The organism is Streptomyces sp. CWNU-52B (assembly GCF_047444975.1).
In the GTDB taxonomy this organism is placed as follows: domain Bacteria; phylum Actinomycetota; class Actinomycetes; order Streptomycetales; family Streptomycetaceae; genus Streptomyces.
In genome coordinates, this window is record NZ_JBLFJV010000016.1 from 227,770 (window position 1) to 251,095 (window position 23,326).

Genomic DNA, 23,326 nt, shown 5'->3' on the forward strand with positions numbered 1-23,326 from the left:
AGTCCCGCGATGACGGATTTCCCGGCCTCCCTCGCTTCTCCGTTCCTCGCTTCTCCGTTCCTCGACTCCCCGTTCCTCGCCTCCCCGGTACTGCTGGCCGTCGCCCTCTCCCTGGTCTCCGCGGTCTGTTACGCCACGGCCGCCGTGGTCCAGGAGCGGACCGCCGCGGACACCGCGAGCCTGCGCTCCACGCTCACCCGTGGTTCCTGGTGGGGGTCCGTCGTGCTCAACGGCGGCGGCGCGCTGCTGCACGTGGTGGCTCTGCGGTACGGGCCGCTGACCCTCGTGCAGCCGCTCGGCGCGCTGAGTCTCGTGGTGGCGGTGCCCCTGGGCTCGCTGGTCACCCGCCGCCGGACCTCGGGCACCCAGTGGCGCGGGACGGCGTTCACCCTCGTCGGGCTGACCGCGCTGCTGGCCGCCACCGCGTCGGGCGGCGCGCCTGTCCACAGCCTGGGGACCGGCGAGGTGCTCCTCGTCGCGCTCGCCGCCGCCACCGTCGTCCTGGCGCTCGTGCGCTTCGCCTCGGGCGGGCGCACCGCCACCCCGGGCGGCGGCCTCGCCTTCGCGGCGGCCTCGGGCCTGGCCTCCGGGGTCGGTTCCACCCTGGCGCAGAAGCTCGCCGTGGGGCCGTCGGCGAGCTGGAGCGTGGCGGTGGTGGCGGTCCTGACCGTGGGTTTCGCCGCGGCCGGGGTGCTGCTCGCGCAGAAGGCGTACCGCAGCGGCCTCGGCGGGCCGCTCGCCCTGCTCACCCTGGTCAACCCGGTCGCCGCGTCCGCGATCGGCGTCACGCTGCTCGGGGAGGGCGTCCAGTACGGCGGGGCCGGTACGGTCCTGGCCCTCGCCGGGGCCGCGGCGTCCGTACGTGGCGTGATCCTGCTCAGCCGGCCCCGGGAGACCGAGGTCGGCGTCGAGCGGCCGGGCGCGGCCCACGTCACCAGAAGTCTCACCCGCATCAGCAATCTCACCGGCATGAGCCGGGCCCTCTGAAACGGAGACCACCAGATGACCACGACCATGACCCTGACCGCCACCACTCCTCAGATCCCCGTACGGGCGGCCGTGCGCGCGGCCGGACTGGTGGACGTACCCGCGGTGGTACGCCTGATCACCCAGCCCCAGTACCAGGCCCAGCACCAGGCCCAGTCCGAGTCCCAGCACCAGGCCATGGACTGGGAGGAGGCCCAGCGCGCCATGCGGCTGCTGCTGGCCCACCACGCCCTGGAGAAGGGCCAGGTGTGGGTGGCCGAGCGGGAGGACGACGGCACGCTGCTGGCGGCCGCCGTCTGGCTGCCGCCCGGAACCGGGGCCGACCCTCCCGGCCCGCACCTCAAGAGCCTGCTCGCCCGTGAACTCGGCACCTGCCCGCCCGAGTCCCCGGTCCTGTCGGCGATGCTGACGGCGGCCGGTCCCGACCAGCCGTACTGGACGCTGGTCGCCGTCTGCGCACCGGACGACACGGAGGCCTGGGACCGTACGGTGGTCGCGGATCTGCTGGCTCCGGGGCTGCGCGCGGTCGACGACCGGGCCGCCGCCGCCGTCGCGATCACGCTGTCCGCCCGGCACGGGGACCAGTTGCGGCCGCTCGGGTTCCGCGGGCCGCGCGAGGTGGGTGTCGCGCCCGGCGCGAGCGTGTGGATGACGACCCGCCGCGCCCCGGCCCGGCGTGCCGCGACCCGGGCGGCTACGCGGGCGGCGACCCGGGCCGCCGTGGGGCGGCGGGCGGTCGCCGACGCGGCGTCCGGTGAGCGGGTCGTGGTCCGCTGACAGCCGGCGGTTGACGGCGGGGTGTACGACGGATCCCGGTGGCCCGCCCCTCGGGGCGGACCACCGGGATCCTTTGCGTCCGGGCCCGGGTCGTCGGGGACCTAGAACGTGCCCAGCTTGATGATCGACAGCAGTGCGGCCAGCTGGATCGCCGACGCGCCCAGGGCCTTGGGCCACGGCAGGTCGTGCGACTTGCCGACCATCAGCGTGAACAGCCCGCCGGCCACCACCCAGGTCACCCAGCCGAGGATCTGCACGAACGGCGCGTCGCCGCCCGCGAACATCGCGACGACCAGGCGGGGCGCGTCCGTGAGCGACATGATCAGCATGGAGAGGCCGACCGTGGGCTGCCAGGCACCGTCGCCGCCGAGCTGACGGGCGAGGGTGTGGGTGACGACACCCAGGATGAACGCGCTGAGCACGATCGCGATGGCCGTCGTCAGGACGATGGGCACCGCGTTGGACAGCGTGGCGTTGATGGCGTCCTCACGGGCGCCGTCGAAGCCGAAGACGGCCAGCAGGCCGTAGAGGAACGTCACGATGAGGGCCGGGCCCCACATCGTGTAGTCGCGCATCTGCAGGAAGGTCTGGTTCGGGCGCATGATGACGCCGCTCAGCAGTTCCTTCCAGCGCAGCCGCGGGCCCACCGGGGGCGCGGGAGCCTGGCCCGCACGGTAGGTGTCGCCGTGGGTGTACGGGTCCTCACCGATGGAGAACGCCGTCGTGTGCCCCGGCTGGTTGGCCGCGTACGGGTCCGGGGCCTGGGGGTGGTGACCGTGGTCGCCGAAATACTCCGGCTCACCGTGTCCGCCCGCCTGGGGCCACTGCTGCGGGCCGTTGCCGCCGCTGCCGTACTGGGGCTGTTGAGGGTGGGCCCCGGGCGCGGGGGGATAGCCGTACGACGGGCCGCCCGGAGGGGCCTGCTGTCCGTACGGCTGCTGCCGCTGTTGTTGCGGAGGCGCCTGCTGCGTGCGGTTGTCCCGGCCGCGTCCGATCCTGAATCCAGCCACGAATCGAACGTACCTGGTCCCGCTGAGTCACGTGCCGGGCCAGGGGCATCGGGCGGTCCTTTGCGGCCGACCTGTGACATCCCCTAGGGGCTGCCTGGGGGTCTGCCCTGCGTTGTGGCAGCGGCTGCTCGGGGTTCTGCCGTAGGGGGGCGGAGGCTCACCCGGCCGCCGGTCAACTGGGCCCCGGCTGCGTGTCGTACTCGGCGACCAGGACCTCGTCCTCGCGGACGGCGAGGTCGCCGAGTTCGACACGCGGTTTCCGCGCCGGTTCGGCAGTGCCGACGGCCGTGCGGTGGAACAGCCGGAAGCAGGGCGAAGGAAAGACCTGCCGGTAATTCCTCGGTGTCCCCGGCCCGCAGACGGATCAGGGGCTCAGCCGTTCGGGTCGAGGGGGACGTCCGACGGTTTGGCCGCGGCGAGTTTGCTCGCGTAGGAGGCGTCCCGGAGATCCAGTTGCGCGTGGCCGAAGTCGGCGTTCATCAACTTGTCGCGCAATTCCGTGCTGGGGAATCCGTTCCAGTCGACGAGCGGTGGATGGAACCAGGCCCCCGAGGCGTTCTCGACCGGTTCGTCGGAGCCGTTGCCCAGCCGCAGTGCGTGGGTCGACGCACCGTCCTGGTGATAGACGACTTTCGGGTGGGTCCCTTCGAAGGAGACCTGGTCGCGAGGGGTCGTGTGGTACGAGCCGTGCGCGGTGACCGACACGTATTCCACCTGGTTCGTGCTCTGGTTGATCCAGGTGATGACGTGTTCCCAGTCGTGGTTGTGCCCCGCGCCCGTGATCGCACTGCCTCCGGAGGAGGGCACATCCTTCTCGAAGTACGTGCCGTACGTGACGGCGCACCATCCGTTGTTGCAGGTGGAACGGGCGTACAGCTGGGACCGCTTGAGGCCGTCCGGCTCCCTGCAGCCCCCGGTCGCGCCGCCCACGAAATTCAGACCGGGGTTGATCACACCGAGCTGTGTGATGGCCGCGGCCGGGTAGCAGCTGTCCTGGTCGAAATCGTAGGCGGGGGAGAACGAGCTCTCGACCCCGCCGGCGTTCTGGGGCAGCCCCTGTTTGAAGAGGTCGCGGATCGGGCCCGTGGGATCCTCTCCCGCGCGATTCTCGACGCCCGCTTTCCCCTGGTGGACCGTGGACCGTGAAGGAGAGGGTTCGTCGTTGCCGGCTCCGGAAGAACTGCCGCCGCCCGTACAGGCGGCGAGGGCGAGGACGGGGCTCAACGCCGCTAAGGCGAGAAGCCGTGGAAAGCGTCGTGGGTGCACGGAATGCTCCTGAGTTCTCTTTCTTTCCGGCCCGCCGTTTGCGGGCCGCCAGGCATTACACGGTGCGAGAGCCCGATGCGGGTCACCGCCGTGCCCGGCCCGTCCGAGGTACCTTCGCCCGATGAACCTTCTGCTGACGGCCAACGGCCTGCGCAACGAGACGCTGCGGGACGCGCTGCGGGACATGCTGGGAAAGCCGTTCGGATCGGCGAACGTCGTGTTCGTCCCCACGGCGTCGGTCGCCGAGCCCGGGGACCACGGGTGGCTGGTCGAGGACCTGAACCTGCTGCGCGGCCTCGGCTGGCGGGAGTTCGACATCCTCGAACTGAACGGCCTGCCGCGGCAGTTGGTGCTCGACCGGCTGCTCCACGCCGACGTCGTCTACGTCGAGGGCGGCAGCCACTACCACCTCGCGCGCAGCATCACGGGCAACGGCCTGGCCGACGGCTTCCTGGAGGCGCTGGAGAGCCGGGTCTACGTGGGGGTCAGCGCCGGGTCGATGATCTTCAGCCGCAATCTCACGGCGCACTCCGCCGACGTCATCGGGGACGCCCCGGACCTCCATGTGCTCGGCGCGACCACCGTGGAGCCGCCGTTCGGCCTCTTCGACTGGTACCTCAAGCCCCACCTGTACTCGGCGAACTTCCCCGAGCGGGACGACGCCTGGGCCGACCGCATCGTCGCGCGGGCAGACTTCCCGCTCTACTTCATCGACGACGAGACGGCCGTGCGCGTCAGGGACGGCAAGGTGGACGTCGTCACCGAGGGCCGGTGGCGGTTCCATCCGTGACCCGACCGGGGAACCGGCTTCCCACCCGGCCGGGTCAGGCCGTGAGAGGTGGTGCGGGGGAAGCGGCCGGACCGTGCTCCTCCCGCACCGCGGGTCTGCTCCAGCGGCGGGCGACGGCGGCGCACACCATCAGCTGAAGCGTGTGATAGAGCATCAGCGGGAGTACGGCAAGACCGACGTCCGAGCCGGCGAACAGCACGGTGGCGATGGGCAGTCCACTGGCCAGGCTCTTGGTCGAACCGCAGAACACGACGGTCACCCGGTCCTCGTAAGGCACGCCCAGTCGCGAGGCCGTCCAGGTGATCAAGGTCAGCACGAGGGCCAGGAGCAGAGCGCACAGCACCAGGAGCCCGCCGAGGCGTACCGGGGAGAGCCGTCCCCAGATACCGGCCGTGACCCCCTGGCTGAACGCGGAGTAGACCACCAGCAGGATCGACCCGCGGTCGCACACCATGGTGATCCGGCGGTGCCGGCCGATCCGGTCCGCGATCCAGGGCCGCAGCGCCTGACCGAGCCCGAAGGGGACGAGCAGCAGCACCACGACGCTCAGCGCCTGGTCCGCCGAGAACCGTACGCCGCCGCCCAGTTCGCCCCGCAGCAGGACCGCGGCGAGCAGCGGAGTCAGGAACACACCGAGCATGCTGGAGAAGGACGAGGAACAGATCGCGGCCGCCACGTTGCCCCGGGCCAGCGAGGTGAAGGCGACGGCCGACTGGACGGTGGACGGGAGAACGCACAGGAAGAGCAGGCCGGTGGCGAGTTCGGCGCCGAGCACGGCTGACGGCAGAGCGGTGAACGCCAGTCCGAGGGCGGGGAAGACCACGAACGTGACGCAGAGGATGGGCAGGTGCAGCCGCCAGTGCCGCAGCCCGGAGAAGGCGGCCTGCGGGGACAGCCGCGCGCCGTAGACGAAGAACAGCAGTCCGATCGCGACCGTGGTGGTCGCCCCGACGACGTCCGCCGACCCGCCCTCGGCGGGCAGCACCGCCGCGAGGCCGATGGTGGCGAGCAGCGCCAGGACGTACCAGTCGACACGGCTCGACAGCGTGCGGTTCGACAGCGTGCGGCGCGGAAGCCGGAGTCGAGGTCTCAGGGGCATGGCGGGCGCTCTTCCTGTGGGGTGGGCGAGCCCGACGGCGCACACGTGCCCGCTTCCCGCGGCGCGGCAGGTGCGGCGGGTGCGGCGGATGCGGGCTTTCGGTCGGCGTCGCCCTCGGGGTCGTCGCCCCCGGTCGCCGCGGACCGCTCGTCCTCCGGCTCACCGCCGCGTTCCACCGGGGCGGCCTGCACGTGTCCGCTCGAACTGCCCGTCAGGTGCTGCTCGATGGCGCCGCCGCCTCCGTCGTGGTCGCTGCCCGCTGTGCCCTTGCTCAGGGGCGCGAGGACGTTGAGCGTTCTGTCGATCTCCAGCCAGGAGTCGGCGTTGGAGTTGTCGATCGTCACCAACGAGGGGCCGTGTGTCGTCTCCATGCCTCCGTCGGGCGCGTCGGCCCGCGCGGCTCCCTCCGCGAACTGCGCCGCGCACAGCACCCCGACGGCGACCGCCAAGGTGGCCCGTGCCGTGGGGACGGTGAATCCCATCATGCTTTTCCCGCTCCTACGTGACGTGGTCTGCCCAGGGCCCTGGGCCCGGTCCGCCGGGACACCCGCGAGGACCCGCGAGTGTCCCGGCTCTCGTCCGACTCACCCGGACTCACCCGGACTGACAAGGACTCATACGGCGACGGGCTGCGCCTCGACCGCGTGGTGCCGGCTGATGTTCCGCTCCAGCAGTTCGGTGGAGGCCCGGACACCCACCGAGCCGGTGGTGAACTCCGGAAGCCGTCCGTCGGCCTGCTTCAGCTCGCTGAGCGCGGTGTCGATGGCGGTGTGCGCGGCGAACAGGCAGGGCGTGCTGTAGATGGCCACCTGGCATTCCAGATCGGTCAGTTCGGAGAGCGAGAGCCTCGGCGACTTGCCTCCCGCGATCTGGTTGAAGAGCAGCGGCTTGTCGTTGATGACCTTCCGGATCCGGCGGATCCACTCGATGTCCCGTACCCCGTCGACCAGTACGACGTCCGCGTCGGTCTCCGCGAGGGCCTGGGCACGGCGCATGATGTCGTGGTCCTCCGTGGCGTCGGTGCGGGCCACGACGACGAGGTCCTCCCGGCTCTCCAGGACGAGGTTCAGCTTCTCCAGGTACTCCTCCAGCGGCAGCACCGTCTTGCCGTCCGCGTGCCCGCACCGCCGTGGACGCTTCTGGTCCTCCAGGATGACGCCGGACGCGCCGATCCGCTCCAGGCGCTGCACCACGTGGCACGCCACCTCCGGGTCCACGTAACCGTCGTCGATGTCGACCAGCAGGTGGTGGGCCGGGAAGGCCAGCCGGAGCCGTTCGACGAACGCGACCATGTCCGGCCACGCGATGAACCCGATGTCCGGCAGGCCGTAGTGGGACGCGGCGAAGCCGAACCCGGACACGAAGAATCCGTCGTAGTGCCGGGCGGCGACCGACGCCGAATACATGTCGTAGATACCGACGAGCGGAGTCGTTCCGGGCGTCTGGATCTGCTCGCGCAGCGTGCTTCCGTAAGACATGTCTCTCCTTGTGTGTTGCTGTGAACAGGCCGCTGACGGGGCGGGTTCGTACACAGCGCGGCGTCAGAGCTGACGGGCGCCTGCACTCGGGTCGAGGAAGGGAGCGGGCCGGGGGTGCACGAAGTGCACGAACTCTTTGCGGACCTGCGCATAGATATACTGACATTGCCAGCTATTTACCTAGAGACACGCGGGCCTTTACCTCAAGCCGCGGAAGACTTCCCACCATGGGGTGCCGCCGGTACGGACGGCGACGAAAGAGGCGCGCCAACCTCTTGTCGCCGCAGGCCGGTTGGGGCGCGTGCTACCTCGGGCGGGCCCGTTCGGTGCCGAGTTCGCACCAGACGTACTTGCCCGCCGTGCGGTCGACCTGGAACCAGCCCCAGTCGTCCGCGTAGGCGTGCACGATGCGCAGGCCCCGGCCCGACTCGTCGTCCTGCGGCTCGGTGACGACGGGCGGGGTCGGGTCCGTGTCCCAGGCACCGAGCCGCAGGGTGCGCCCCGACTGTCTGATCTTGAGAGCGGCGGGGCCGTCGGTGTGCCGGATGGCGTTCCCGATCAACTCGGAGACGAGTAGCTCCGCTGGTTCGACGAGGGTGGGGAGGTGGTGGCCGGTGAGGATGTCGCGGAGGGTCCGGCGGCAGATGCCTGTGGCGCGGGGGTCGTGGGGGATGTAGAAGGTGTACTCCCAGGACATACGGGTCTCCCGGTATGAGGTGGTGGGGGAGCGGTGCTCTTTCGCCGCCGCCACGGCAGGGCGGCGCCGCGCACTTCCACTCCGTAGAGTGTTCGTCGTGTCACAGACGGTAGAGGTAAAGGTTTCCCTCGGTCAACTCCGGCTGGAATACTGGCCCTCAACTCCCGGGAGAGAAGGGGCGTATGGCTTCGAGGGATGTCATCACCGCGCGTCAGGAACGGCTCGGCGCTGAGCTGCGCAAACTCAGGGAGAAGGCAGGGCTGACGCTCAGGGGCGCGGCGCAGGCGCTGGGTGTCCGGGAGAGCAGGCTGTCCAGCACGGAGGCCGGCCGGGTCGGGGTGAGCGCGGAGCGCCTGCGGCACTGGGCGGGTGAGTACGCCTGTGACGACGCGGCCCTTGTCGACGCGCTGGTGGCCATGGCCGCCGAACGGGGTCGCGGCTGGTGGGAGGAGTACCGAGGACTGCTGCCGCCCAGCTTCCTCGCCCTGGCCGAGCTGGAGCACCACGCCACGTACTTGCGGTCGTTCGAGAACCTGCACATCCCCGGGTTGCTGCAGACCGAGGAACACGTGCGGGCGACGTACGCTGCCGCGGCTTCGACGCGCGGCGAAGAGCAGATCGAGGCACGCGTCGCGTTCCGCCTGCGGCGCCAGGCGGTGCTCGAAGAGGCCGACTACGGGGTGGTGATCCACGAAGCGGCCCTACGTGTCAGGATCGCCGATCGCAAGGTGGCCCAACGGCAGTTGGCTCACATCCTGGAGCGGTCCGAGCGCCCTCGGATCACTGTGCGCGTCGTGCCGTTCGACGTGGACGGTTTCACGCACATCGGTAGCTCCATGCTGCTGGCGGGTGGACCCGTACCTCAGTTGGACACGGTCATGGTGGACTCTGTGCATGCCGGGACGTTCCTGGACGCGGAGGCGCAACTGCGCCTGTACCGCCGGGTGATCCGCTCGGTGGAAAGCGCAGCGTTGGGACTCGTGCAGTCGAGAGACTTCATCCACCGACTCGCGCAGCACGTCTGAGAGGACTCACGATGACAACCGTCGGCCTGTGGCAGAAATCCTCCTTCTCCGGACCCGAGGACGCCCCTAACTGTGTTGAGGTGGCTACTGGTTCGCGCACCCTTCTGCTCCGCGAGAGCGACGACCCCGACCACGTCATAGCCGCCGGCGGCACCGCGCTCGCCGCTCTCATACGGCACCTTCGCCGGTAGGCAGGGCCCCCTCCAGCTCGCTCGCCACGGCCAGTGTGTCCGACAGGCGCGCGCGGTCCTCGGTGCTCAAGGGGACCGCCCCCGCCTCCGTCAGGAGTGTGCGGGCCCGGACCGGGTCCGTCAGGCGCAGGGCCAGTTCCGCTCGGTAGACCAGGGTCTCGACCAGCTCGGCCGGGTGGGCCGCGCCCCGCTCCCGGGTGAGTGTCGCGTCGAGGATGCGGGCCGCCTGCCCGCTGTCGCCCTTCGCGTCCCCGAGGACCACGGCGTTCGCCAGGGCCCTGGCGAGCCTGCCCCCCGCCGGGAGCGGCTCCTCCGGGGACTCGGCTGCCGCGAAGAAGCGGATCCAGTTGCCGCCCGGGTCGATCACGCTGAACCCCGCCCGCGTGCCGGTGTTCTTGCGGCGCCGCGGGCTCGTCACGCGGGGGATGCCGGACATGGGCACCTTGCCGTACGCCGCGCGCAGGCCCTCGGCGAAGGATCGGTGCAGGGCCCCGGTGTCGGCGACGTACACCAGGCACGAGCCGTAGGAGTGCTCCGGTTCGAAGCCCTCGATCCCGGCGAAGTGCAGCTGGAGGTCCTCGCGCTGGACGCAGACGTACGGGTTCGGGCGCGTCTGCCGGTAGGTCGTCGTGAACCCCAGCGCGCCGTAGAACCCGGTGATCTCGTCGATGGACCGGCAGGGCAGCAGGGGAATCGTCAACTCGTTCGCCATACGGCTTCCTTGAGGTGGAGGTAGAAGCAGAGGAGTGGAGTAGTAAAACTTGATTACCTTGCCAGGGTAGCCGGTCGGTGAAACGCGGTGAGCCCGGTACCGGTGGCCCCAACCACCGGTACCGGGCTCACCGCCCGCGCGGACCCTCAGTCCGCGAAGTTCGCGCCGAGGACCGGCGTGCCCGTGCCCGGGATGCCGACCGTCGACGTGTAGATGCCCGCGGACGAGGTCAGCGTGCCGCTCGGGTTGGAACGCAGGGCGTAGACCGCGCCGTTGCCGGCGTTCTCGCCCAGGGCGCCGATGATCACGTCGCCCCGGCCGTCGCCGTCCAGGTCGTCGATGTGCACGTCGGAGCCGAAGACGTCGTTCGCCTCGTTGGAGTTCGGCACGCCCGCGGTGTTCTGGTCGAGGAACTTCGCGCCCGCGCCCGTGATGCCGGAGCCGTCCGCCGCGCCGTACAGGACGGTCGCCGAACCCGCGTCCGCGACCCCGGCGAGGTCCTCACCGGGCGTGCCGACGACCAGGTCGAGGTTGCCGTCGCCGTCGACGTCGCCGAGGTCGAGCTCGGAGCCGAAGCCGTCGCCCGACTCGCCGCCGCCGGGGACACCCGAGGTGTCCTGGTCGATGGTCTGCACGTCGCCGTAGGCCGGTCCGGAGGCGGTGCCGTGGCCGATCAGCGCGGCGCCGCCCAGCTGGGCGCCGTCGATGCCGTCGTCCCAGGAGAGGCCGAAGACGATGTCGTCGTAGCCGTCGCTGTCCGTGTCGCCGACGTCCGTGATGAAGCCGGCGGGCAGCTTCTGGTAGCTGGCCGACTTCACACCGCTCGCCGAGCCCGGGTACCAGAAGTTGGCGTTGTAGCCGTCCACGGTGTCGAGCTCGTAGCCGTTGACGATCAGGTCCTCGACGCCGTCGCCGTTGGCGTCTCCGGACTGGAGGAACCGGATGCCCCAGCCGTCACCGCTCTGCACGGCCGCGGAGACGGTGTAGCTGCCGCCGGTCGCCCCGGCGCGGGTGAACCCGCCACGGGTGACGTCGACGGTCGCTGCGGTGTACGTGCCGAGCGCCAGGTCGTCCTTCCCGTCGCCGTTGAAGTCGGCGGCCTCCAGGACGCTGCCGAACCAGTCGTGCTTGGTGGGGCGGGGGTCCGCGACCGTCGTGCCGCCCTTGAGGCCCGCGGCGGAGCCCCACAGGATCGCGACGGTGCCGCCGTCGACGTCGCTGCCGACGTCCTCGCCCTGGGCGCCGACCGCCACGTCGTCGTAGCCGTCGCCGTCGAAGTCGCCGTACGCCGTGTCGGTGCCGAAGTAGTCGTCCTTCTCGGCCGTGCCGGGGACACCCGCGGTGTTCTGGGTGATGGTGGCGTGCGCGCCACCGCCGTACAGGATCGTGAGCGCTCCGGCGGCGGCCTTGCCGTCCACGTACGCGCCGGTGGCGGAGACGGCGACGTCGGCGAGCCCGTCGCCGTTGAAGTCGGCGTCCTCGTCGGACACCGCCGCGGCGGCCGAGCCGACGGTCTTCGCGGCGGTGGTCGCGGCGCTCGCCGTGACGGCCGAGAAGGTGAGGAGCCCACCCGTCAGCGCGGCAGCGGTCGCCGTCGCGAGGGTGACTCGCAGGTGCTTGTGCATGCGGGATTCTCCTGCGGCATGCGGGGGCGCGTGTGGGCGCCCGCAGTCAATGGGGTGCGCGCCATCCGTGTTCACCCGGAGTACTCCTGGGATTCACGGACGGTTGGCGATCAGAAGACCCGCGAGGAGTGGTGAGGGTTGTATGTGCGTTCGAAGTTTTTTCTGCGACTTCCGTCAGCCCTCAGCGCCCAGGAACTCCGAGGTGGAGAAGGTGAGTCCGGGCTTCCGTGCGATCAGGCCCTTCTTCATGCCCGGGTACACGGCGACCGTGTCCTTGGTGTCCCCCTGGTAGGTGCGCACCACCAGGTCCGCGCGGCCGTCGCCGTCGAAGTCGGCCACCTTCAGCACCCGGGTGGTCCCCGCGGCCGGGGGCTGCACGGTCACCATGCCGGTCGCGGAGAGTCCGCCGGAGCGGCCCTCGATGATCCTCAGCTGCGAACCGCTGGAGACCAGTTCGCTCACCCCGTCGCCGTCGAAGTCCCCGGAGTCCAGGACCGTACCGGCGACGGCGAGTTCACCGCGTACGGTGCCCGGCACGTCGTACCGCAGGGCGGTGCCGCGCAGCGTGCCGATCGCCGCGTCGAGCCCTTTGCCCTTGCCGAACCGCCCGAAGGTGACGTCGACCCCCTTCGGGAGGGCGATCCCGGCGCCGGTCGGGCCCGCCGGGCCGCCCAGGACGAGCGAGGAGGCCGAGGTGCCGGAACCCTCGGCGGCGCGTACGAGCAGGTCGTCGTAGCCGTCCGCGTCGACGTCCACGGCGGGGCCGGTCGGGACGTTCCCCGGTGAGGCGAGCGGGGCGCCGGCCGCCTTCGGGGCCCCCTTGCGCGTGAAAGGCCCGCGCAGATAGCTGAGGCGCCCGTCGGAGGCGTGCACGACGAGATCGGCGGCCTTGTCGCCGTTGAAGTCGCCGCACACCGGCTGGTCGGGCCAGTCGTTGCCGAAACGTGCCTGCGCGGGGATCGCCAGCTTCACGGCCTTGCCGGACAGGCCCCGGGGCGAACCGAAGAGGATCTGCAGCGGCACCGGCGGCCGGCCCTGTCCGTCGTACGGCGGATCGGTCGAGACGACGAGGTCGGTGAAGCCGTCCTTGTCCAGGTCGCAGGCCGCCTCGGCGTCGAAGACCGCGGGCAACTGCCCCTCGGTGGCGGCGGCGTGCCGCGCGGGGCCGATCAACTGCCGGGCGGCGGGCGTGAGTCCCTGCCCGGACCCGTACACGACGCCGATGCCCGCGTCGTCGCCGTGCGTGTCCCGCTTCACGAGGTCGTCGAGCACGAGGTCGCGGTGCCCGTCGCCGTTGAAGTCGACGTCGACCTTGCTGCCCTTGCCGAGCGGCACGGGCACCCGCGCCGGGGCCTTGGCGACCGTGACGGGCTCGCGGCCGGCCGAGTCGGCGTGGTCCCCGCCGCCCGGCCCGCCGCACCCGGTGAGCAGCAGGGCGCCGCTCACCACGGCACCCGCCACACGTATTCCGCTCTTCCCCATGGCCACGTCAACCCCGACCGCATCGCGAGACAACAACTCGCACATGATGCGACGGAGAGAGGTCATAAGTCATCAGGGACGAGCGTCTTCAGTGCGGCACCGGTAGGGACGCAAGGGTACGAAGCGCCCTTACCGGCACCGTCGGGTCCGTCACGTGTTGCTGCTGTTCGAGCGGCCGAAGAACTCGATCTCCGCGATGGACGTCTGCTTCTTGGAGTCCGCGGCGTAGGCCGAGTCCAGGATGAACCGCACCGTGGAGACCTCCCCCACCCGGAACTTGCGGCGCTGGCCGCCCGCGATCCGGTCGAGGTTGATGATCTTGGTGCTCTTCTTTCCGTCCGCGGTGGTGATCTGCACCTCGATGCGGTGCGGGAGGGCCGACTCCTGGAGGTGCTCCTGCTTGGCCGAGACTCCCGCGGTGATGACCACGTCCAGCAGCCGGGTCGGATTGGCGAAGCTGGCCTCGATCCACTCGCCCTTGCCGGACTGCGAGACTCCGGGACCCCACCAGGTGTTGCTGAGGCCGTCGAAGGCGAGCTTCGCGCTGTGCCCGGGGTACGAGCGGGACGCCTTCATGGTGTCCGGGCCGACCGGGGCGCGCTTGGCGAAGTGGTCGCGGGTCGCGTCGACCCCGTCGCCGATGTTGGTGATGAGGGCGACGAGCAGGCCCAGTACGACGGCGCCCACGACCCAGTTCATGACGCGTCCGAAGCCGCGACGCAGTCGGGGGCGGTCGCCCGCCCAGGGGGTCTCCCGGTTGCGCCAGTTGAGCAGTCGGCGCCACCAGGACTGCCGGACCGGCGCGTACGCGCCGTCGCCGGACATCGGCATGGCGCAGCGGTTGCAGAAGTGCCGGTCGGGGCGGTTGGGGGTGGCGCACCAGGGGCACGGCGGGCCGTTCTCCGGGCCCGTCTCGGGGCCGGGGGCGCGTACCTGGGGGCGGTTGGCGACCGGCACGCCCGGCAGCACGGGGGCGACGGCGGGGGTGACCGGAGCCCGCGGTTCGGGGTCGCTCACCGGGATGAGGAGGGACCTGGCCCGGTCGCCCGCGGGGTCGGAGCCGGGAACGGAGCCGGGAACGGAAGGGGAACCGGCGGCGGGACCCGAGCCGGAGGGGTGCGGGACTCCGTATCCCTGGGCCACCCTGGGCTCGGTGTCGGAGCCGTCCGCGTAGGCGCCGGGCGCTGTTCCCGGGGCCGCCGCGGAGGCGCTCGCGGCGGCTGCCGCCGTGTTCCACAGTCCGGGCGGGGTCGTGTCCGAGTCGGGCGCGGCGGGTTCGGCCGGCCGGGACAGGTGCACACCGGCGCCCGCGGGCGAGGGTGCGCCCTGCTGGGGAACGGCCACGGTCTCCTGGTGCCCGGTTCCGGAACCCTGCGCGGAACCGGAAGGGGAACCGGAGGGGTGTCCGACGGCAGGTGAGGCCGTCGTGGCGGGCGGGGTCTGGGCCGAGCCCGCGCCGGGCACGTTCAACGAGTCCCACCGCGCGTCCTCGGCGGAGCCGCGGTCGGCCGTGGCGTTGCGCGCCGACGCGGAGGCGCCCGCTGACCGGTCCGAGTCTCCGGCCCAGCCGAGAACCGCCCCGCAGGAGTCGCAGAAGGGCTGCCCCGGCTGCGCGCGCGTGCCGCACTCGGCACAGCTCGTCGGGCTCGGTGTGCTCGACGCGCTCGGTGCGCTCGGCGCGCTCGGCGCGCTGGGGGTGCTCGGCGCACTCGGTGTGCTCGGTGCGCTCTTCGCCGGCTCCTGGCTTCCGACCCAGCTGAGAATCGCCCCGCAGGAGTCGCAGAAGGGCTTGCCCGGCTCCGGGACGGCACCGCACTCGGCACAGGTCTGTGCCGGCTCCCGTCCCGGGCCGGGGGTCTGGCTGGTCATCTCTCGGGAGTCCTTTCGGCCGCGGTCACCTTGACCGTGTACGGCATGTGGGCGGGTCGGGCGGCCGCCACGAGGCTGTCGAGGCGGTGTTCGTCCGCGGAGGTCGGGTCCGGCAGCCGCAGCGTGACGTGCAGGCTCGGGCGCTGGTCGCCGGGGACCGGTCCGAGGGGCCGGGCGCTCCAGGAGGCCCCGCCGCTCTCGGTGATCTCCGGGGCCACGCCGAACACCAGGCGCACCGCTTCGGACAGGCCGCGGCTGGTGCCCCGTACCCGGTGCAGGAAGGAGGCGGCGGCGACGGCGGCGCGCAGCCGGTCCTCCGGCTCGCTGCCGTCGGTCTCGGCGCCGACCCAGCCGGCCAGCCACTGGGTGAAGTCCACCGGTGCCAGGGCCGGAGTGAAGTAGGAATCCAGATTGTCGAGGACGGCCAGGATCGGCGCGAGCACGTCGTCGAGCCCGCCGACGAACCGCTGGGCCAGGTCGTCGTCGGCGAACACCGCGGGCAGCGTCTCACCGATGGGCGCGGAGGACCCCAGCCCGTCGATGGAGCCCCTCATGAGCGCCTCCCGGAAGGTGTCCGACGGCGCCTCGTGCTCGTACCCGTACCCGTACCTGCATCTGTAGCTGTCCGGTGGGTCACGTGCGGTCTCCGATCACGCGCACCCGGTGGTCGAAGGAGAAGACCAGGGACGGCGGGTCGAGGTCGATGCGGTCGGTCGCCTCGCCCCGCTTGCCGGACAGCGGGTCGGCCGGGTGGAGCTGGACCTCGTCGACCAGTTCCACACCGGGGACGCGCTGGAGCACGGCGAAGATCTCACCGGACTGCACGGGCCGGCCGAAGGGCCAGCCCCGGCCGTCGGCGCCGCCGGTCAGCGGGTCGAGGTGGCGGTAGAGGGCGTCGTGCGCCTGGCGGCGTACCCGGTCCGTGTCGGTGCCGCGGAAGGCGTGCACCGTGGCGACGACCGTGACGCCCTGGTAGAAGGGCGGGCCCACCGCCAGCCGGGTGCCGATCAGACGCCGCTGGTCGAGGTAGCGGGTGATGCGCTTGAGGAGCGCGTCACCGGGGACCAGCTGCTCGAAACGCAGCCGGCCACCGGGGTCGGCCACCGCCTGGGGCACGACCAGGACCCGTACCGCGTAGGCCCCGTACTCGCCCTCGTCGCCCTCCAGACAGGTGATGCGGGCCGTGTCGGGCGCGGCGCGGCGGGCGAGCTCCTCGTAGTCGCGCAGGGTCACCGCACGCTCCTGGGCGCGCAGGGTGATGGGCGCCCGGGTCTTCGCCTCGTCCACGGTCTCGCCGTCGACCCCGCCGCGTGCCGCCTCCCGGTTGACGACCTCGGAGACGTACGGGACGGACGTGCGCAGCACCTGGACGGCGCCGCGCGCCACGTTCCCGGACCGGCCGCCGCCGGTGCGGTAGCGCAGGGCACGGATGACGGAGCCCTTGGGGGCCACCGCCCCGTACTGGCGCAGGGTGCCGTCGGACTCCCGTACCGCGGGGCCGAAGGCGATGTCACCGGTGGCGGCGTCCAGGGTGATGTGCCGGTCGTGCGGGGTGGACGCGGCGAACGAGGAGACGACCTCCCAGTCGGTCCAGCCCTCGTGCTCGGCGGTCTGCAGCAGCACCGGAGGGGTGTCGCCCACCACGGGGGCGTTGGCCAGCCGCAGCCGCTGTCCGGGCAGGCCGCTGGACTCGCCGAGCGCCTCGTCGTTCACGGTCTCGGCGTGCACGGTCGAGGTGGTGCCGCCGAGCGTGAACGCCTCCACGGAGCGGACGGTCGGCGACGTCGTGTAGAAGGGCTGGTCGGCCAGCGCCTCGGTGACCCGGCAGCGCAGCCAGCCGGCCTCCTGCCCGCCGGTGCGGGTCAGGGTGTGCGTGCCGGGGACGTGCAGGACTACCTCGCCCGGCCGGTTCAGACCACCGGTGCCGTCCCGGTCGACCTCGCAGGCGGTCCAGCCGTCCTCGGTCCACGCCTCCCAGACCAGCGGGGGCTGGCGCGGGTCCACGCCGACACCGTCGACCCGGCTGTCCAGCTCCATCGCGACCGCGCAGTGCGGCACCGCGGCGCTCAGACCGATGAGCATGCAGTCCCCGGGGCGCGGGGACTCGCTGAAGCACATCAGGTCCTTGCCCTCGGCGAGGTCGGCGGTCCTGTCGGTGACGGGCTCACCGTCGCGCTGGACCACGAGGTAGCGCAACTCGCAGGGCACGATGGTCAGTTCGTCCTCGGTCGCGAAGACCGCCGCCTCCTCGCTCTCGGTGCGCGTGGTGGCGACCTCGGTGCCCACCGGCAGCACCACGGGCTCGTCCTGCGGCGCGGACAGCCAGAACGTGACATCCGTACGGGCCGCGGACGGCGGGAAGAGGGTGATGCCCACCAGGTCGAGGAAGGCCAGGTGGTTCTTCTCCGGCACCCGGTTGAGGCGGTAGACGATCTGGTCGGCCATGTGGGCGACCGTTTCCACGAGGGTGACGCCGGGGTCGGAGACGTTGTGGTCGGTCCACTCCGGGGCGCGCTGCTGGATGTAGCGCTTGGCGTCGTCGACGAACTGCTGGAAACGGCGGTCGTCGAGGTTCGGGGAGGGCAGGGCCATCAGTGGTCGCTTTCAGGGGAGTTGCCCGCACCGGGGAGGTCGGGTTCCTCGTGGGAGGGGATGACGTAGAACGGGAAGACGAGGCTGCGGGGGTTGTTGGTGCCGCGGACCGAGTAGCGGACGTCGATGAAGAGCACGCCCTGTTCGGTGTCGCTGCCCGCGGTCACCTCGACGTCGGTCACCTCGATGCGCGGCTCCCAGCGGTCGAGGCTGGTGTACACCTCGTGCTGGATACGGCCGGCGGTGGCCTCGTTGACCGGGGCGAACACCAGGTCGTGGATGGCGCAGCCGAACTCGGGGCGCATCGGCCGCTCGCCCGGCGCGGTGGCCAGGACGAGGCGGATGGCCTCCTCGACCTCCTGCTCACCGCTGACCATGGCGATGCCTCCGGTGGGCCCGATGCGCAGCGGGAACGCCCAGCCGGTTCCGACGAACTGCTCGGCCATCAGGGAGCCACCCGTCCTCTCGTCGTCGTCACGGTCCTGCGCTTCGTGGTGCTGCGCTTCGTTGTCCTGCTGCTCAGGTCACTGCGGTTCACTGCGCTGCGGTTCACGGCACTGCTTCTCTCGGCCGTCACGGGATCGGGTACAGCTTCTTGTTGACCGTCACGAGGCCCATGATGTCGACGTTGACGGCCCGGATGCCCACCTGTCCCACGGAGTTGATCTGCGTGGTGCCGGCCGCGGTGATCGTCGCGGCACCGGCCGCCTTGAGACTGAGGGCACCCACCGCGTCCACGGCCACGGCGCCGCCGAGGGACTTGAGGCTGACCATCCCGCGGCCCTGGATGTTGACCAGCCCGCCGCTCTTGATGCTGATGCTGCGCCGGGCGCTGAGCGTGAGATCCGTACCGGCCTCCACGGACACCGAGGTACCGCCCTTGATGCTGACGGCGCCCTTGCTGTCCACGGTGATCTCGGTCTTGGTGCGGTCGAGGTTGATGGTCAGCCGGTCGTTGCCGGTGGCCAGCCGGACACCCTGCTTGCGCAGGCCGGTCTGCTGGCTGAGCAGGTCCATCCGGTTGCCCTCACGGTCGGACACCGTGTGCCGGATCGCCTTCTTCTTGACCGGGTCGTGCAGCCACACGTCCTTGACGTTGGTCGGCTTGTCCACGCCGTTGTAGAGACCGCCGATGACGAACGGGTGGTCGAGCGCGCCCCGGTCGAAGGCGACCAGCACCTCGTCCCCGACGTCCATCGGGAAGATCCCGCCGCCCGCCTTGCCGCCCATCTGCACGGTCCGCGTCCAGTCGCTGACGTACGCGTCGTCCAGCCACGGGAACTGCAGCTTCACCCGGCCCTGCTTGAGCGGGTCCTGTACGTCGGTGACGAGCGCGTTGGCCACACTCGGCAGCCGGGACCCGGCGCCCGCGCCCCCGCCGCCGCCCGACGTCAGGCCGAACAGGGAGCGCCACTGCCGGCCGCTGACGGTCACCCAGGTCTCGTAGTGACTGCCCGCGCCGAACGTGTGCCGTACGGAGGTGACCGTGTACTTGCCCTCGAAGGGGACGCCCACGTCGGTGAGCGCGATGGCCACCCCGGGGCGCAGCACGGGATTGCCGCGCACCGTCACCTCCAGCTCGGCGAACGAGGAGGTGATGTCGTCCGCGAGGGAGGAGGCGCCGAACTTGGCCTCGGGCCGGCGGTCGTACGGGATGTCGGTCTCGACCAGCTTGGCGGCCTTGAAGGCGTTGGCCGCCTTCTGCGGGGTGCTCCCGATGCTGATACCGGGGTAGGCGCCGGCCTTCTTGAGCTCGACGATCTTCTTCTTGGCCGTGATGTCCCAGCCGCGCGCCTCGACCTTGTCGACCTGGTCGGCGGCGGTGACGGCGGCCCGGCAGCGCAGGACGTCGACCCGGCCCCGCAGGATGCGGGGGTTCGACTCGCCGGGGGCGGACACCGGGGGTGCCTTGGACGCGGGGTCCGGTTCGACGAACTGGAACTTCCCCTTCGCGTCCAGGGACATCACCATCTCGTTCTCGTCCGCGAGCCGCGCCAGGAAGTCCCAGTCCGTCACGTTCGACTGGCTGATGAACTCGTAGACGGTCTTCGTGCTCTGGATCGTCCCGATCGCGATGCCGTTCATCGAGGCCAGCTTGCGGGCGATGTCGGAGGCGGTCTGGTTGCGGTACGCGGCCACCCTGCGCACCCGCATCAGCCGGTGGCCCGGGTCGTACCCGCGGATGACGGTGAACGTACCGGTGCCGTCGTAGTCGGTCTCCATGCCGGTGACCTCACCGGTGAGCAGCGGGTCCGTCGCGCCCTTGCCGTTGGCGATGGGCGCGAGGACCACCTTGGAGCCGAACCTGACGTTCAGCTTCTCCAGCAGGTCCCGGCCGGGGTCGCGGAAGGTGAGCCGGAACTCGGCGGGCACTCCGGCCCCGAGGTCGACCCAGCCGCCGACGAGCCGGTTGATGTACTTGGACGGGATCTCTTTGCTGTCGAGGCGGACATCGAAAATGCTGGAGAAGGACGGCTTCGCCATCAGAAACGCACCTCCGAGGGCGCCGGAAGGACGAGTTCGACACCGGTGGGCAGGCGCGAGGGGTCGTCGATCCCGTTGGTCTCGGCGATCGCGCGCCAGGCGGACGCGTTGCCGTACTCGTGCCAGGCCAGCGACTGCAAGGAGTCACCCGCGACGACCCGGTGCACCCGCTGCGCGGTGAGCGCGCCCGAGGTCGGGTTCTGGCCCAGGGTCTTGTTGGGGATCTCGTGCAGCGACACCTGGCAGGTGGCCCGGATCGGCACACCGGTCGTACCGAACAGCGAGTAGGTGACGCTGACGGAACTCACGTACGCGGTGAAGCGCGCCGTCGAGAACGAGCCCCACTGGAGCACCACCCAGGGCGGTGAGGGCTGGTCCGCGTCGACGCTCTTGGCCGTCACCCTGCAGCAGTCGAGCAGGGCTTCCGCGTTCTTCAGGACCGCGTTGCTGCTCGGCTTGGTGGACGAGTCGAGGAAGATCTCGACGGTCATCTCGGCGGGCTCGGGCCCCATGAACTCGGGGACCGTGCCGTCGCGCACGGCGACGGCCGGCGTGTGCTTCCACTGGGCCCGCCGGCTCATCTGCACCTGGGACGGGTTGAAGTCGCATTTGAAGGTCTTGATCAGACCGCCCGGGTTGGTGCTCTCGCCGACGGGCGGCTCGTGGATGGCGATCGAGGCGCGCACGAGGCTCTTGCCCGCGCCGCCCTTGCTTCCCTTGGCCATTGGTGTTCCGCCCCTCAGTCCGTGAAGCCGTGGTGAGTGATCTCCAGGACCTCGGTGGCCACGTTCGGGTTGGCCGGGTCCAGGGAAGGGCCCTGCCAGCTCACCGGCAGGACGTCGATGAGCCCCCAGTGCGCCACTTCCGAGCCGTCCGCGCGCAGCGCGGCGATCTGCGCGGTCGGGCGCTTGATGCCGGTGGCCACGGAGGAGATCCAGGCCGCGACCTTGCTGGTGTCGGGGGTCAGCGGCCGGGTCAGCCGGATGTTGGAGAAGGTGACACGCGACGGAAGCTGCCAGACGAACCCGTTGTTGCCGCCCTCCTGGCGTTGCTCGATCTCCACCGCCGACGAGAGTCCCTCGCACCCGTTGAAGTAACCGAGGCTCTCGCCGTCGATGGTCAGGGTGAAGAAGATGGTGGAGCCCGGGTCGAGATCGCGGGACATCGGGGGCGGCCTTTCTGCGAACGTCGGTGGTGCGGGGGGGCGAACGGGGGCCTACGGGTCAGCGACGCGGGTCGCGGAGTTTGCCGATCCGCTCACGGTCGAGCCGCAGCTCGGTACGGACCAGACGGGTGATCCGGCCGATCAGTCTGTGCGTCAGTTCGTCCAGCTGGAAGTCGGTCAGGGAGCGGGGGTCGAGCTGGCCCTCGGCGACGGCGGAGTACTCGGGAAGGTCTTCGCTCTCGCTGTAGGAGGGCGGCGGGCCCTTGTCGGAGCCCGACCCGGACGAGCCGGCCGAAGCGTGTGACGTGCTGTGGGCCGAGACGGTGGAGACCGCCGTGGTGGTCTTGGCGGGCGACGGCAGGATCCCCTCGAACGCCCGCTGCACGGAGACGGGGACGGGGGTGGGCGCCGGCGCGGCAGGCGTGACGAAGCTGGCGAGAGCGGTGTTGCCCGGCGAGGGGCTTGCCGCGCTGCTCCTCGCACTGCCCGACGGCTTGGCCGTCCTGGGCGCGGCGACGGCCTGCCGCTGCACGACTGCCGGTCCCGGGTACGCGCTCGGCTGCGACAGGGGCTGCGGAGGCCGGCTCGGGGCCGTCCTGGCGGCGCCGGTCGGCGGAGCGGCGGCGGAACCGGCCGCGGCGGCGGCCTGAGCCACCGCGAGGAGCGGCACGGCGCGGCCGGCCGGTGCGTGGGGCGCGACCGCCCGCTGCACGGCCGGTGCCGCACCGGGTGATCCCGGGCGGCTGTTCCGGGCCGCGACCGTGGGCGCGGGGCGGCGCAGCGGGACGGCCGCCGTGGGTGCCGGGCGCCGGCCGGCGGGGGGTGCCGCGGGCGTCAGGAGCGGGGCGAGGGCGCGAGCGGGGGTCAGGCCCCGCATCGGAGCGACGGCGGTCGGCGCGGAGGTGCTGATGTCCGAGCGCTGCACTGTCGGCGCGGGTCCTGACACGGGCATGGGTCCGGCTGATCCGAGTGCGGGTGTGGGCGCGGGTGCGGGCTGCGACCCGGGTGCCGATACGGGGGTTGCCGTGGACGTGCGCCGGCCGGCGGGGGCAGCGGCGGTGGGTGTCACCGCGGGCGGGTTCGCCGTGGCGCGTTGTACGGCGAGGGCGTTGGTGGCCGGGGCCTTGAGGGGCACGGCCGCCGGAAGGCGGCGGGAGCGGGGCGCCGACGCTGACGCCGACGTGGAGGTCGGTGCCGGTGCCGGTGCCGATGTCGGCACCGGTCCTGGTGTCGTTGTCGGTGTCGCTGTCGTGGTGCCGGGGACACGGGCCACCGGTGCGGAGGTACCGCCCGGTGCCGTGCCCTGGCCCGCTGATGCCGCGTGCTGGACGGAAAGCGGTCCGGCCGGGCCCTGACTAGCGGTGGAGGTGGGCCCGGAGAGCGGCCGGGTGCCGGTGGGCGGGGCGGAGAGAGGCGCGCCGAGCAGAGGCCGCTGCCGCGGTGCGGAGGAGGTGGCGCGCTGGACCGGGGGCGCGGACGGCGTGGTCGCGGCGTGGGGTCCGTTCGCGGCGGCCGAGGGCGCGGACGTGGTCGCCGCCGAGGCCGGGGCGGGGTCGCTCGAAGCCGGGGCCTGGCCGATCGGCGGAGTCGAAGGGACCGCGGACGGCGGGGTGGCCGGGGTGACGGGGAGCGGGGCCGGGGTCGGAGCCGGCGGGTTCGAGTGGGCGGGCGTCGAGCCGATGGGGGCGGACGGGTTCCCCACGGTCGGCGCGCCGAGGCCCACACGCCTCGCCCCACCGGACGCGCTCCGCTGCACCGGGTACGTACCCGAGGCGGGAGCGGGAGCGGGGGAGGGAGCGGAGGCGGCGGGGGAGGACGGGGCCGCCCGATGGCCGGGCCCGGTCGCCGCGCCGGACGAACCGGTCGCCGGTGTCGTACGGCTGCCGGGTCCGGCGGTCGCCCGCTGGACGACGGCTGCCGTGTCGGCGGACGGCGAGGCCTGACCCTGACGTGCGGGGCCCGCCGGTGGGGCACTGGGGCCGGTGGTACTCGGACCGGCCGCGGGGGCGCCGCCGCTCTGACCGCTCGCCGGGCGGACCGGGCCGGGGGCGGGGCTGCTGGAACCGGTCGAACCGGT

The 23,326-nt window shown here is 71.9% G+C and carries 24 protein-coding genes; 7 read left to right on the forward strand and 17 right to left on the reverse strand.

Annotation, left to right across the window (positions count from 1 at the left end):
* Positions 1–9 precede the first annotated feature (9 nt).
* Together ACLVWQ_RS17155 and ACLVWQ_RS17160 are read left to right on the forward strand one after the other, a co-directional pair.
* Entirely contained in the window at positions 10–987 is a 978-nt protein-coding gene (locus ACLVWQ_RS17155) for a hypothetical protein (RefSeq protein ID WP_414109627.1), read from the forward strand.
* Between the two features lie 15 nt (positions 988–1,002).
* The gene (locus ACLVWQ_RS17160; protein ID WP_414109628.1) at positions 1,003–1,764 is read left to right on the forward strand and encodes a hypothetical protein; all 762 of its coding nucleotides are present in this window, start codon (positions 1,003–1,005) and stop codon (positions 1,762–1,764) included.
* Positions 1,765–1,865: 101 nt separating this feature from the next.
* Here ACLVWQ_RS17160 and ACLVWQ_RS17165 read toward each other — a convergent pair whose 3' ends face one another.
* Together ACLVWQ_RS17165 and ACLVWQ_RS17170 are read right to left on the reverse strand one after the other, a co-directional pair.
* Positions 1,866–2,774, reverse strand: coding sequence for a YIP1 family protein (locus ACLVWQ_RS17165; RefSeq protein WP_414109629.1), 909 nt, complete (start codon positions 2,772–2,774; stop codon positions 1,866–1,868).
* 372 nt (positions 2,775–3,146) lie between these two features.
* Complete coding sequence (locus tag ACLVWQ_RS17170; protein WP_414109631.1) at positions 3,147–3,998, reverse strand: NPP1 family protein; 852 nt, start codon at positions 3,996–3,998, stop codon at positions 3,147–3,149.
* Positions 3,999–4,161: 163 nt separating this feature from the next.
* On the opposite strand from ACLVWQ_RS17170, the gene ACLVWQ_RS17175 reads away from it, so the two are divergent.
* Entirely contained in the window at positions 4,162–4,830 is a 669-nt protein-coding gene (locus ACLVWQ_RS17175) for a Type 1 glutamine amidotransferase-like domain-containing protein (RefSeq protein ID WP_414109632.1), read from the forward strand.
* Positions 4,831–4,864: 34 nt separating this feature from the next.
* Here the strand turns inward: ACLVWQ_RS17175 and ACLVWQ_RS17180 are convergent, their stop codons facing one another.
* The 4 genes from ACLVWQ_RS17180 to ACLVWQ_RS17195 all read right to left on the reverse strand — a co-directional run bounded on the left by ACLVWQ_RS17180 (position 4,865) and on the right by ACLVWQ_RS17195 (position 8,104).
* The gene (locus tag ACLVWQ_RS17180; protein WP_414109634.1) at positions 4,865–5,929 is read right to left on the reverse strand and encodes a bile acid:sodium symporter family protein; all 1,065 of its coding nucleotides are present in this window, start codon (positions 5,927–5,929) and stop codon (positions 4,865–4,867) included.
* On the reverse strand, positions 5,920–6,414 hold the full coding sequence (locus ACLVWQ_RS17185; protein ID WP_414109635.1) for a hypothetical protein: 495 nt from the start codon (positions 6,412–6,414) through the stop codon (positions 5,920–5,922). Before ACLVWQ_RS17185 ends, ACLVWQ_RS17180 begins: the two co-directional genes overlap by 10 nt.
* A gap of 129 nt (positions 6,415–6,543) precedes the next feature.
* Complete coding sequence (locus ACLVWQ_RS17190) at positions 6,544–7,407, reverse strand: isocitrate lyase/PEP mutase family protein (protein WP_414109636.1); 864 nt, start codon at positions 7,405–7,407, stop codon at positions 6,544–6,546.
* Positions 7,408–7,711: 304 nt separating this feature from the next.
* Complete coding sequence (locus ACLVWQ_RS17195; RefSeq protein WP_414109637.1) at positions 7,712–8,104, reverse strand: ATP-binding protein; 393 nt, start codon at positions 8,102–8,104, stop codon at positions 7,712–7,714.
* 182 nt (positions 8,105–8,286) lie between these two features.
* Between ACLVWQ_RS17195 and ACLVWQ_RS17200 the strand changes: the two genes are divergently transcribed.
* Entirely contained in the window at positions 8,287–9,129 is an 843-nt protein-coding gene (locus tag ACLVWQ_RS17200; protein WP_414109639.1) for a helix-turn-helix domain-containing protein, read from the forward strand.
* An 11-nt stretch (positions 9,130–9,140) separates the two neighbouring features.
* Positions 9,141–9,320 carry a DUF397 domain-containing protein gene (locus ACLVWQ_RS17205; RefSeq protein WP_414109640.1) on the forward strand — a complete coding sequence of 60 codons (180 nt, stop codon included), beginning with the start codon at positions 9,141–9,143 and terminating at the stop codon, positions 9,318–9,320.
* Here ACLVWQ_RS17205 and ACLVWQ_RS17210 read toward each other — a convergent pair.
* From ACLVWQ_RS17210 to ACLVWQ_RS17225, 4 genes are all read right to left on the reverse strand, one after another.
* Complete coding sequence (locus ACLVWQ_RS17210) at positions 9,298–10,032, reverse strand: bleomycin resistance protein (protein ID WP_414109641.1); 735 nt, start codon at positions 10,030–10,032, stop codon at positions 9,298–9,300. The genes ACLVWQ_RS17205 and ACLVWQ_RS17210 overlap by 23 nt on opposite strands.
* Before the next feature lie 146 nt (positions 10,033–10,178).
* Positions 10,179–11,657, reverse strand: a complete 1,479-nt coding sequence (locus ACLVWQ_RS17215; protein WP_414109642.1) for an FG-GAP repeat domain-containing protein — start codon at positions 11,655–11,657, stop codon at positions 10,179–10,181.
* 174 nt (positions 11,658–11,831) lie between these two features.
* Positions 11,832–13,139, reverse strand: coding sequence for an FG-GAP repeat domain-containing protein (locus tag ACLVWQ_RS17220; protein WP_414109644.1), 1,308 nt, complete (start codon positions 13,137–13,139; stop codon positions 11,832–11,834).
* 150 nt (positions 13,140–13,289) lie between these two features.
* Positions 13,290–14,483 carry an NADase-type glycan-binding domain-containing protein gene (locus ACLVWQ_RS17225; protein WP_414109645.1) on the reverse strand — a complete coding sequence of 398 codons (1,194 nt, stop codon included), beginning with the start codon at positions 14,481–14,483 and terminating at the stop codon, positions 13,290–13,292.
* An 82-nt stretch (positions 14,484–14,565) separates the two neighbouring features.
* Between ACLVWQ_RS17225 and ACLVWQ_RS17230 the strand changes: the two genes are divergently transcribed.
* Positions 14,566–15,042 carry a hypothetical protein gene (locus tag ACLVWQ_RS17230; RefSeq protein WP_414109646.1) on the forward strand — a complete coding sequence of 159 codons (477 nt, stop codon included), beginning with the start codon at positions 14,566–14,568 and terminating at the stop codon, positions 15,040–15,042.
* On the opposite strand, the gene ACLVWQ_RS17235 is transcribed toward ACLVWQ_RS17230, so the two are convergent.
* The 7 genes from ACLVWQ_RS17235 to ACLVWQ_RS17265 form a co-directional block, all read right to left on the reverse strand.
* On the reverse strand, positions 15,005–15,562 hold the full coding sequence (locus tag ACLVWQ_RS17235; protein WP_414109648.1) for a phage tail protein: 558 nt from the start codon (positions 15,560–15,562) through the stop codon (positions 15,005–15,007). The genes ACLVWQ_RS17230 and ACLVWQ_RS17235 overlap by 38 nt on opposite strands.
* Before the next feature lie 79 nt (positions 15,563–15,641).
* Complete coding sequence (locus ACLVWQ_RS17240) at positions 15,642–17,600, reverse strand: putative baseplate assembly protein (protein ID WP_414109649.1); 1,959 nt, start codon at positions 17,598–17,600, stop codon at positions 15,642–15,644.
* On the reverse strand, positions 17,600–18,046 hold the full coding sequence (locus ACLVWQ_RS17245) for a GPW/gp25 family protein (protein WP_414109651.1): 447 nt from the start codon (positions 18,044–18,046) through the stop codon (positions 17,600–17,602). Before ACLVWQ_RS17245 ends, ACLVWQ_RS17240 begins: the two co-directional genes overlap by 1 nt.
* Positions 18,047–18,173: 127 nt before the next feature.
* Positions 18,174–20,084 (reverse strand): VgrG-related protein, encoded by a 1,911-nt coding sequence (locus tag ACLVWQ_RS17250; RefSeq protein ID WP_414109652.1) that lies wholly within the window; start codon positions 20,082–20,084, stop codon positions 18,174–18,176.
* Positions 20,084–20,809 (reverse strand): peptidase M23, encoded by a 726-nt coding sequence (locus tag ACLVWQ_RS17255; protein WP_414109653.1) that lies wholly within the window; start codon positions 20,807–20,809, stop codon positions 20,084–20,086. The genes ACLVWQ_RS17250 and ACLVWQ_RS17255 overlap by 1 nt, the downstream gene beginning before the upstream one ends.
* 14 nt (positions 20,810–20,823) lie before the next feature.
* Positions 20,824–21,249, reverse strand: a complete 426-nt coding sequence (locus tag ACLVWQ_RS17260) for a phage tail protein (RefSeq protein WP_414109655.1) — start codon at positions 21,247–21,249, stop codon at positions 20,824–20,826.
* Positions 21,250–21,307: 58 nt separating this feature from the next.
* Positions 21,308–22,174 carry a hypothetical protein gene (locus ACLVWQ_RS17265; protein ID WP_414109656.1) on the reverse strand — a complete coding sequence of 289 codons (867 nt, stop codon included), beginning with the start codon at positions 22,172–22,174 and terminating at the stop codon, positions 21,308–21,310.
* Positions 22,175–22,700: 526 nt separating this feature from the next.
* On the opposite strand from ACLVWQ_RS17265, the gene ACLVWQ_RS17270 reads away from it, so the two are divergent.
* A complete protein-coding gene (locus tag ACLVWQ_RS17270) occupies positions 22,701–23,192 on the forward strand; it encodes a hypothetical protein (protein WP_414109657.1) in 492 nt (163 codons plus the stop codon).
* Positions 23,193–23,326: the final 134 nt, after the last annotated feature.

Excerpts from the sequence above, each read along its gene's own strand:
- ACLVWQ_RS17195 (WP_414109637.1), bottom strand. The coding sequence starts at position 8,104 with ATGTCCTGGGAGTACACCTTCTACATCCCCCACGACCCCCGCGCCACA.
- ACLVWQ_RS17180 (WP_414109634.1), bottom strand. The coding sequence starts at position 5,929 with ATGCCCCTGAGACCTCGACTCCGGCTTCCGCGCCGCACGCTGTCGAAC.
- ACLVWQ_RS17255 (WP_414109653.1), bottom strand. The coding sequence starts at position 20,809 with ATGGCCAAGGGAAGCAAGGGCGGCGCGGGCAAGAGCCTCGTGCGCGCC.
- ACLVWQ_RS17245 (WP_414109651.1), bottom strand. The coding sequence starts at position 18,046 with ATGGCCGAGCAGTTCGTCGGAACCGGCTGGGCGTTCCCGCTGCGCATC.
- ACLVWQ_RS17185 (WP_414109635.1), bottom strand. The coding sequence starts at position 6,414 with ATGATGGGATTCACCGTCCCCACGGCACGGGCCACCTTGGCGGTCGCC.
- ACLVWQ_RS17160 (WP_414109628.1), top strand. The coding sequence starts at position 1,003 with ATGACCACGACCATGACCCTGACCGCCACCACTCCTCAGATCCCCGTA.
- ACLVWQ_RS17155 (WP_414109627.1), top strand. The coding sequence starts at position 10 with ATGACGGATTTCCCGGCCTCCCTCGCTTCTCCGTTCCTCGCTTCTCCG.
- ACLVWQ_RS17220 (WP_414109644.1), bottom strand. The coding sequence starts at position 13,139 with ATGGGGAAGAGCGGAATACGTGTGGCGGGTGCCGTGGTGAGCGGCGCC.
- ACLVWQ_RS17175 (WP_414109632.1), top strand. The coding sequence starts at position 4,162 with ATGAACCTTCTGCTGACGGCCAACGGCCTGCGCAACGAGACGCTGCGG.
- ACLVWQ_RS17200 (WP_414109639.1), top strand. The coding sequence starts at position 8,287 with ATGGCTTCGAGGGATGTCATCACCGCGCGTCAGGAACGGCTCGGCGCT.
- ACLVWQ_RS17240 (WP_414109649.1), bottom strand. The coding sequence starts at position 17,600 with ATGGCCCTGCCCTCCCCGAACCTCGACGACCGCCGTTTCCAGCAGTTC.
- ACLVWQ_RS17205 (WP_414109640.1), top strand. The coding sequence starts at position 9,141 with ATGACAACCGTCGGCCTGTGGCAGAAATCCTCCTTCTCCGGACCCGAG.
- ACLVWQ_RS17235 (WP_414109648.1), bottom strand. The coding sequence starts at position 15,562 with ATGAGGGGCTCCATCGACGGGCTGGGGTCCTCCGCGCCCATCGGTGAG.
- ACLVWQ_RS17190 (WP_414109636.1), bottom strand. The coding sequence starts at position 7,407 with ATGTCTTACGGAAGCACGCTGCGCGAGCAGATCCAGACGCCCGGAACG.
- ACLVWQ_RS17260 (WP_414109655.1), bottom strand. The coding sequence starts at position 21,249 with ATGTCCCGCGATCTCGACCCGGGCTCCACCATCTTCTTCACCCTGACC.
- ACLVWQ_RS17210 (WP_414109641.1), bottom strand. The coding sequence starts at position 10,032 with ATGGCGAACGAGTTGACGATTCCCCTGCTGCCCTGCCGGTCCATCGAC.
- ACLVWQ_RS17215 (WP_414109642.1), bottom strand. The coding sequence starts at position 11,657 with ATGCACAAGCACCTGCGAGTCACCCTCGCGACGGCGACCGCTGCCGCG.
- ACLVWQ_RS17250 (WP_414109652.1), bottom strand. The coding sequence starts at position 20,084 with ATGGCGAAGCCGTCCTTCTCCAGCATTTTCGATGTCCGCCTCGACAGC.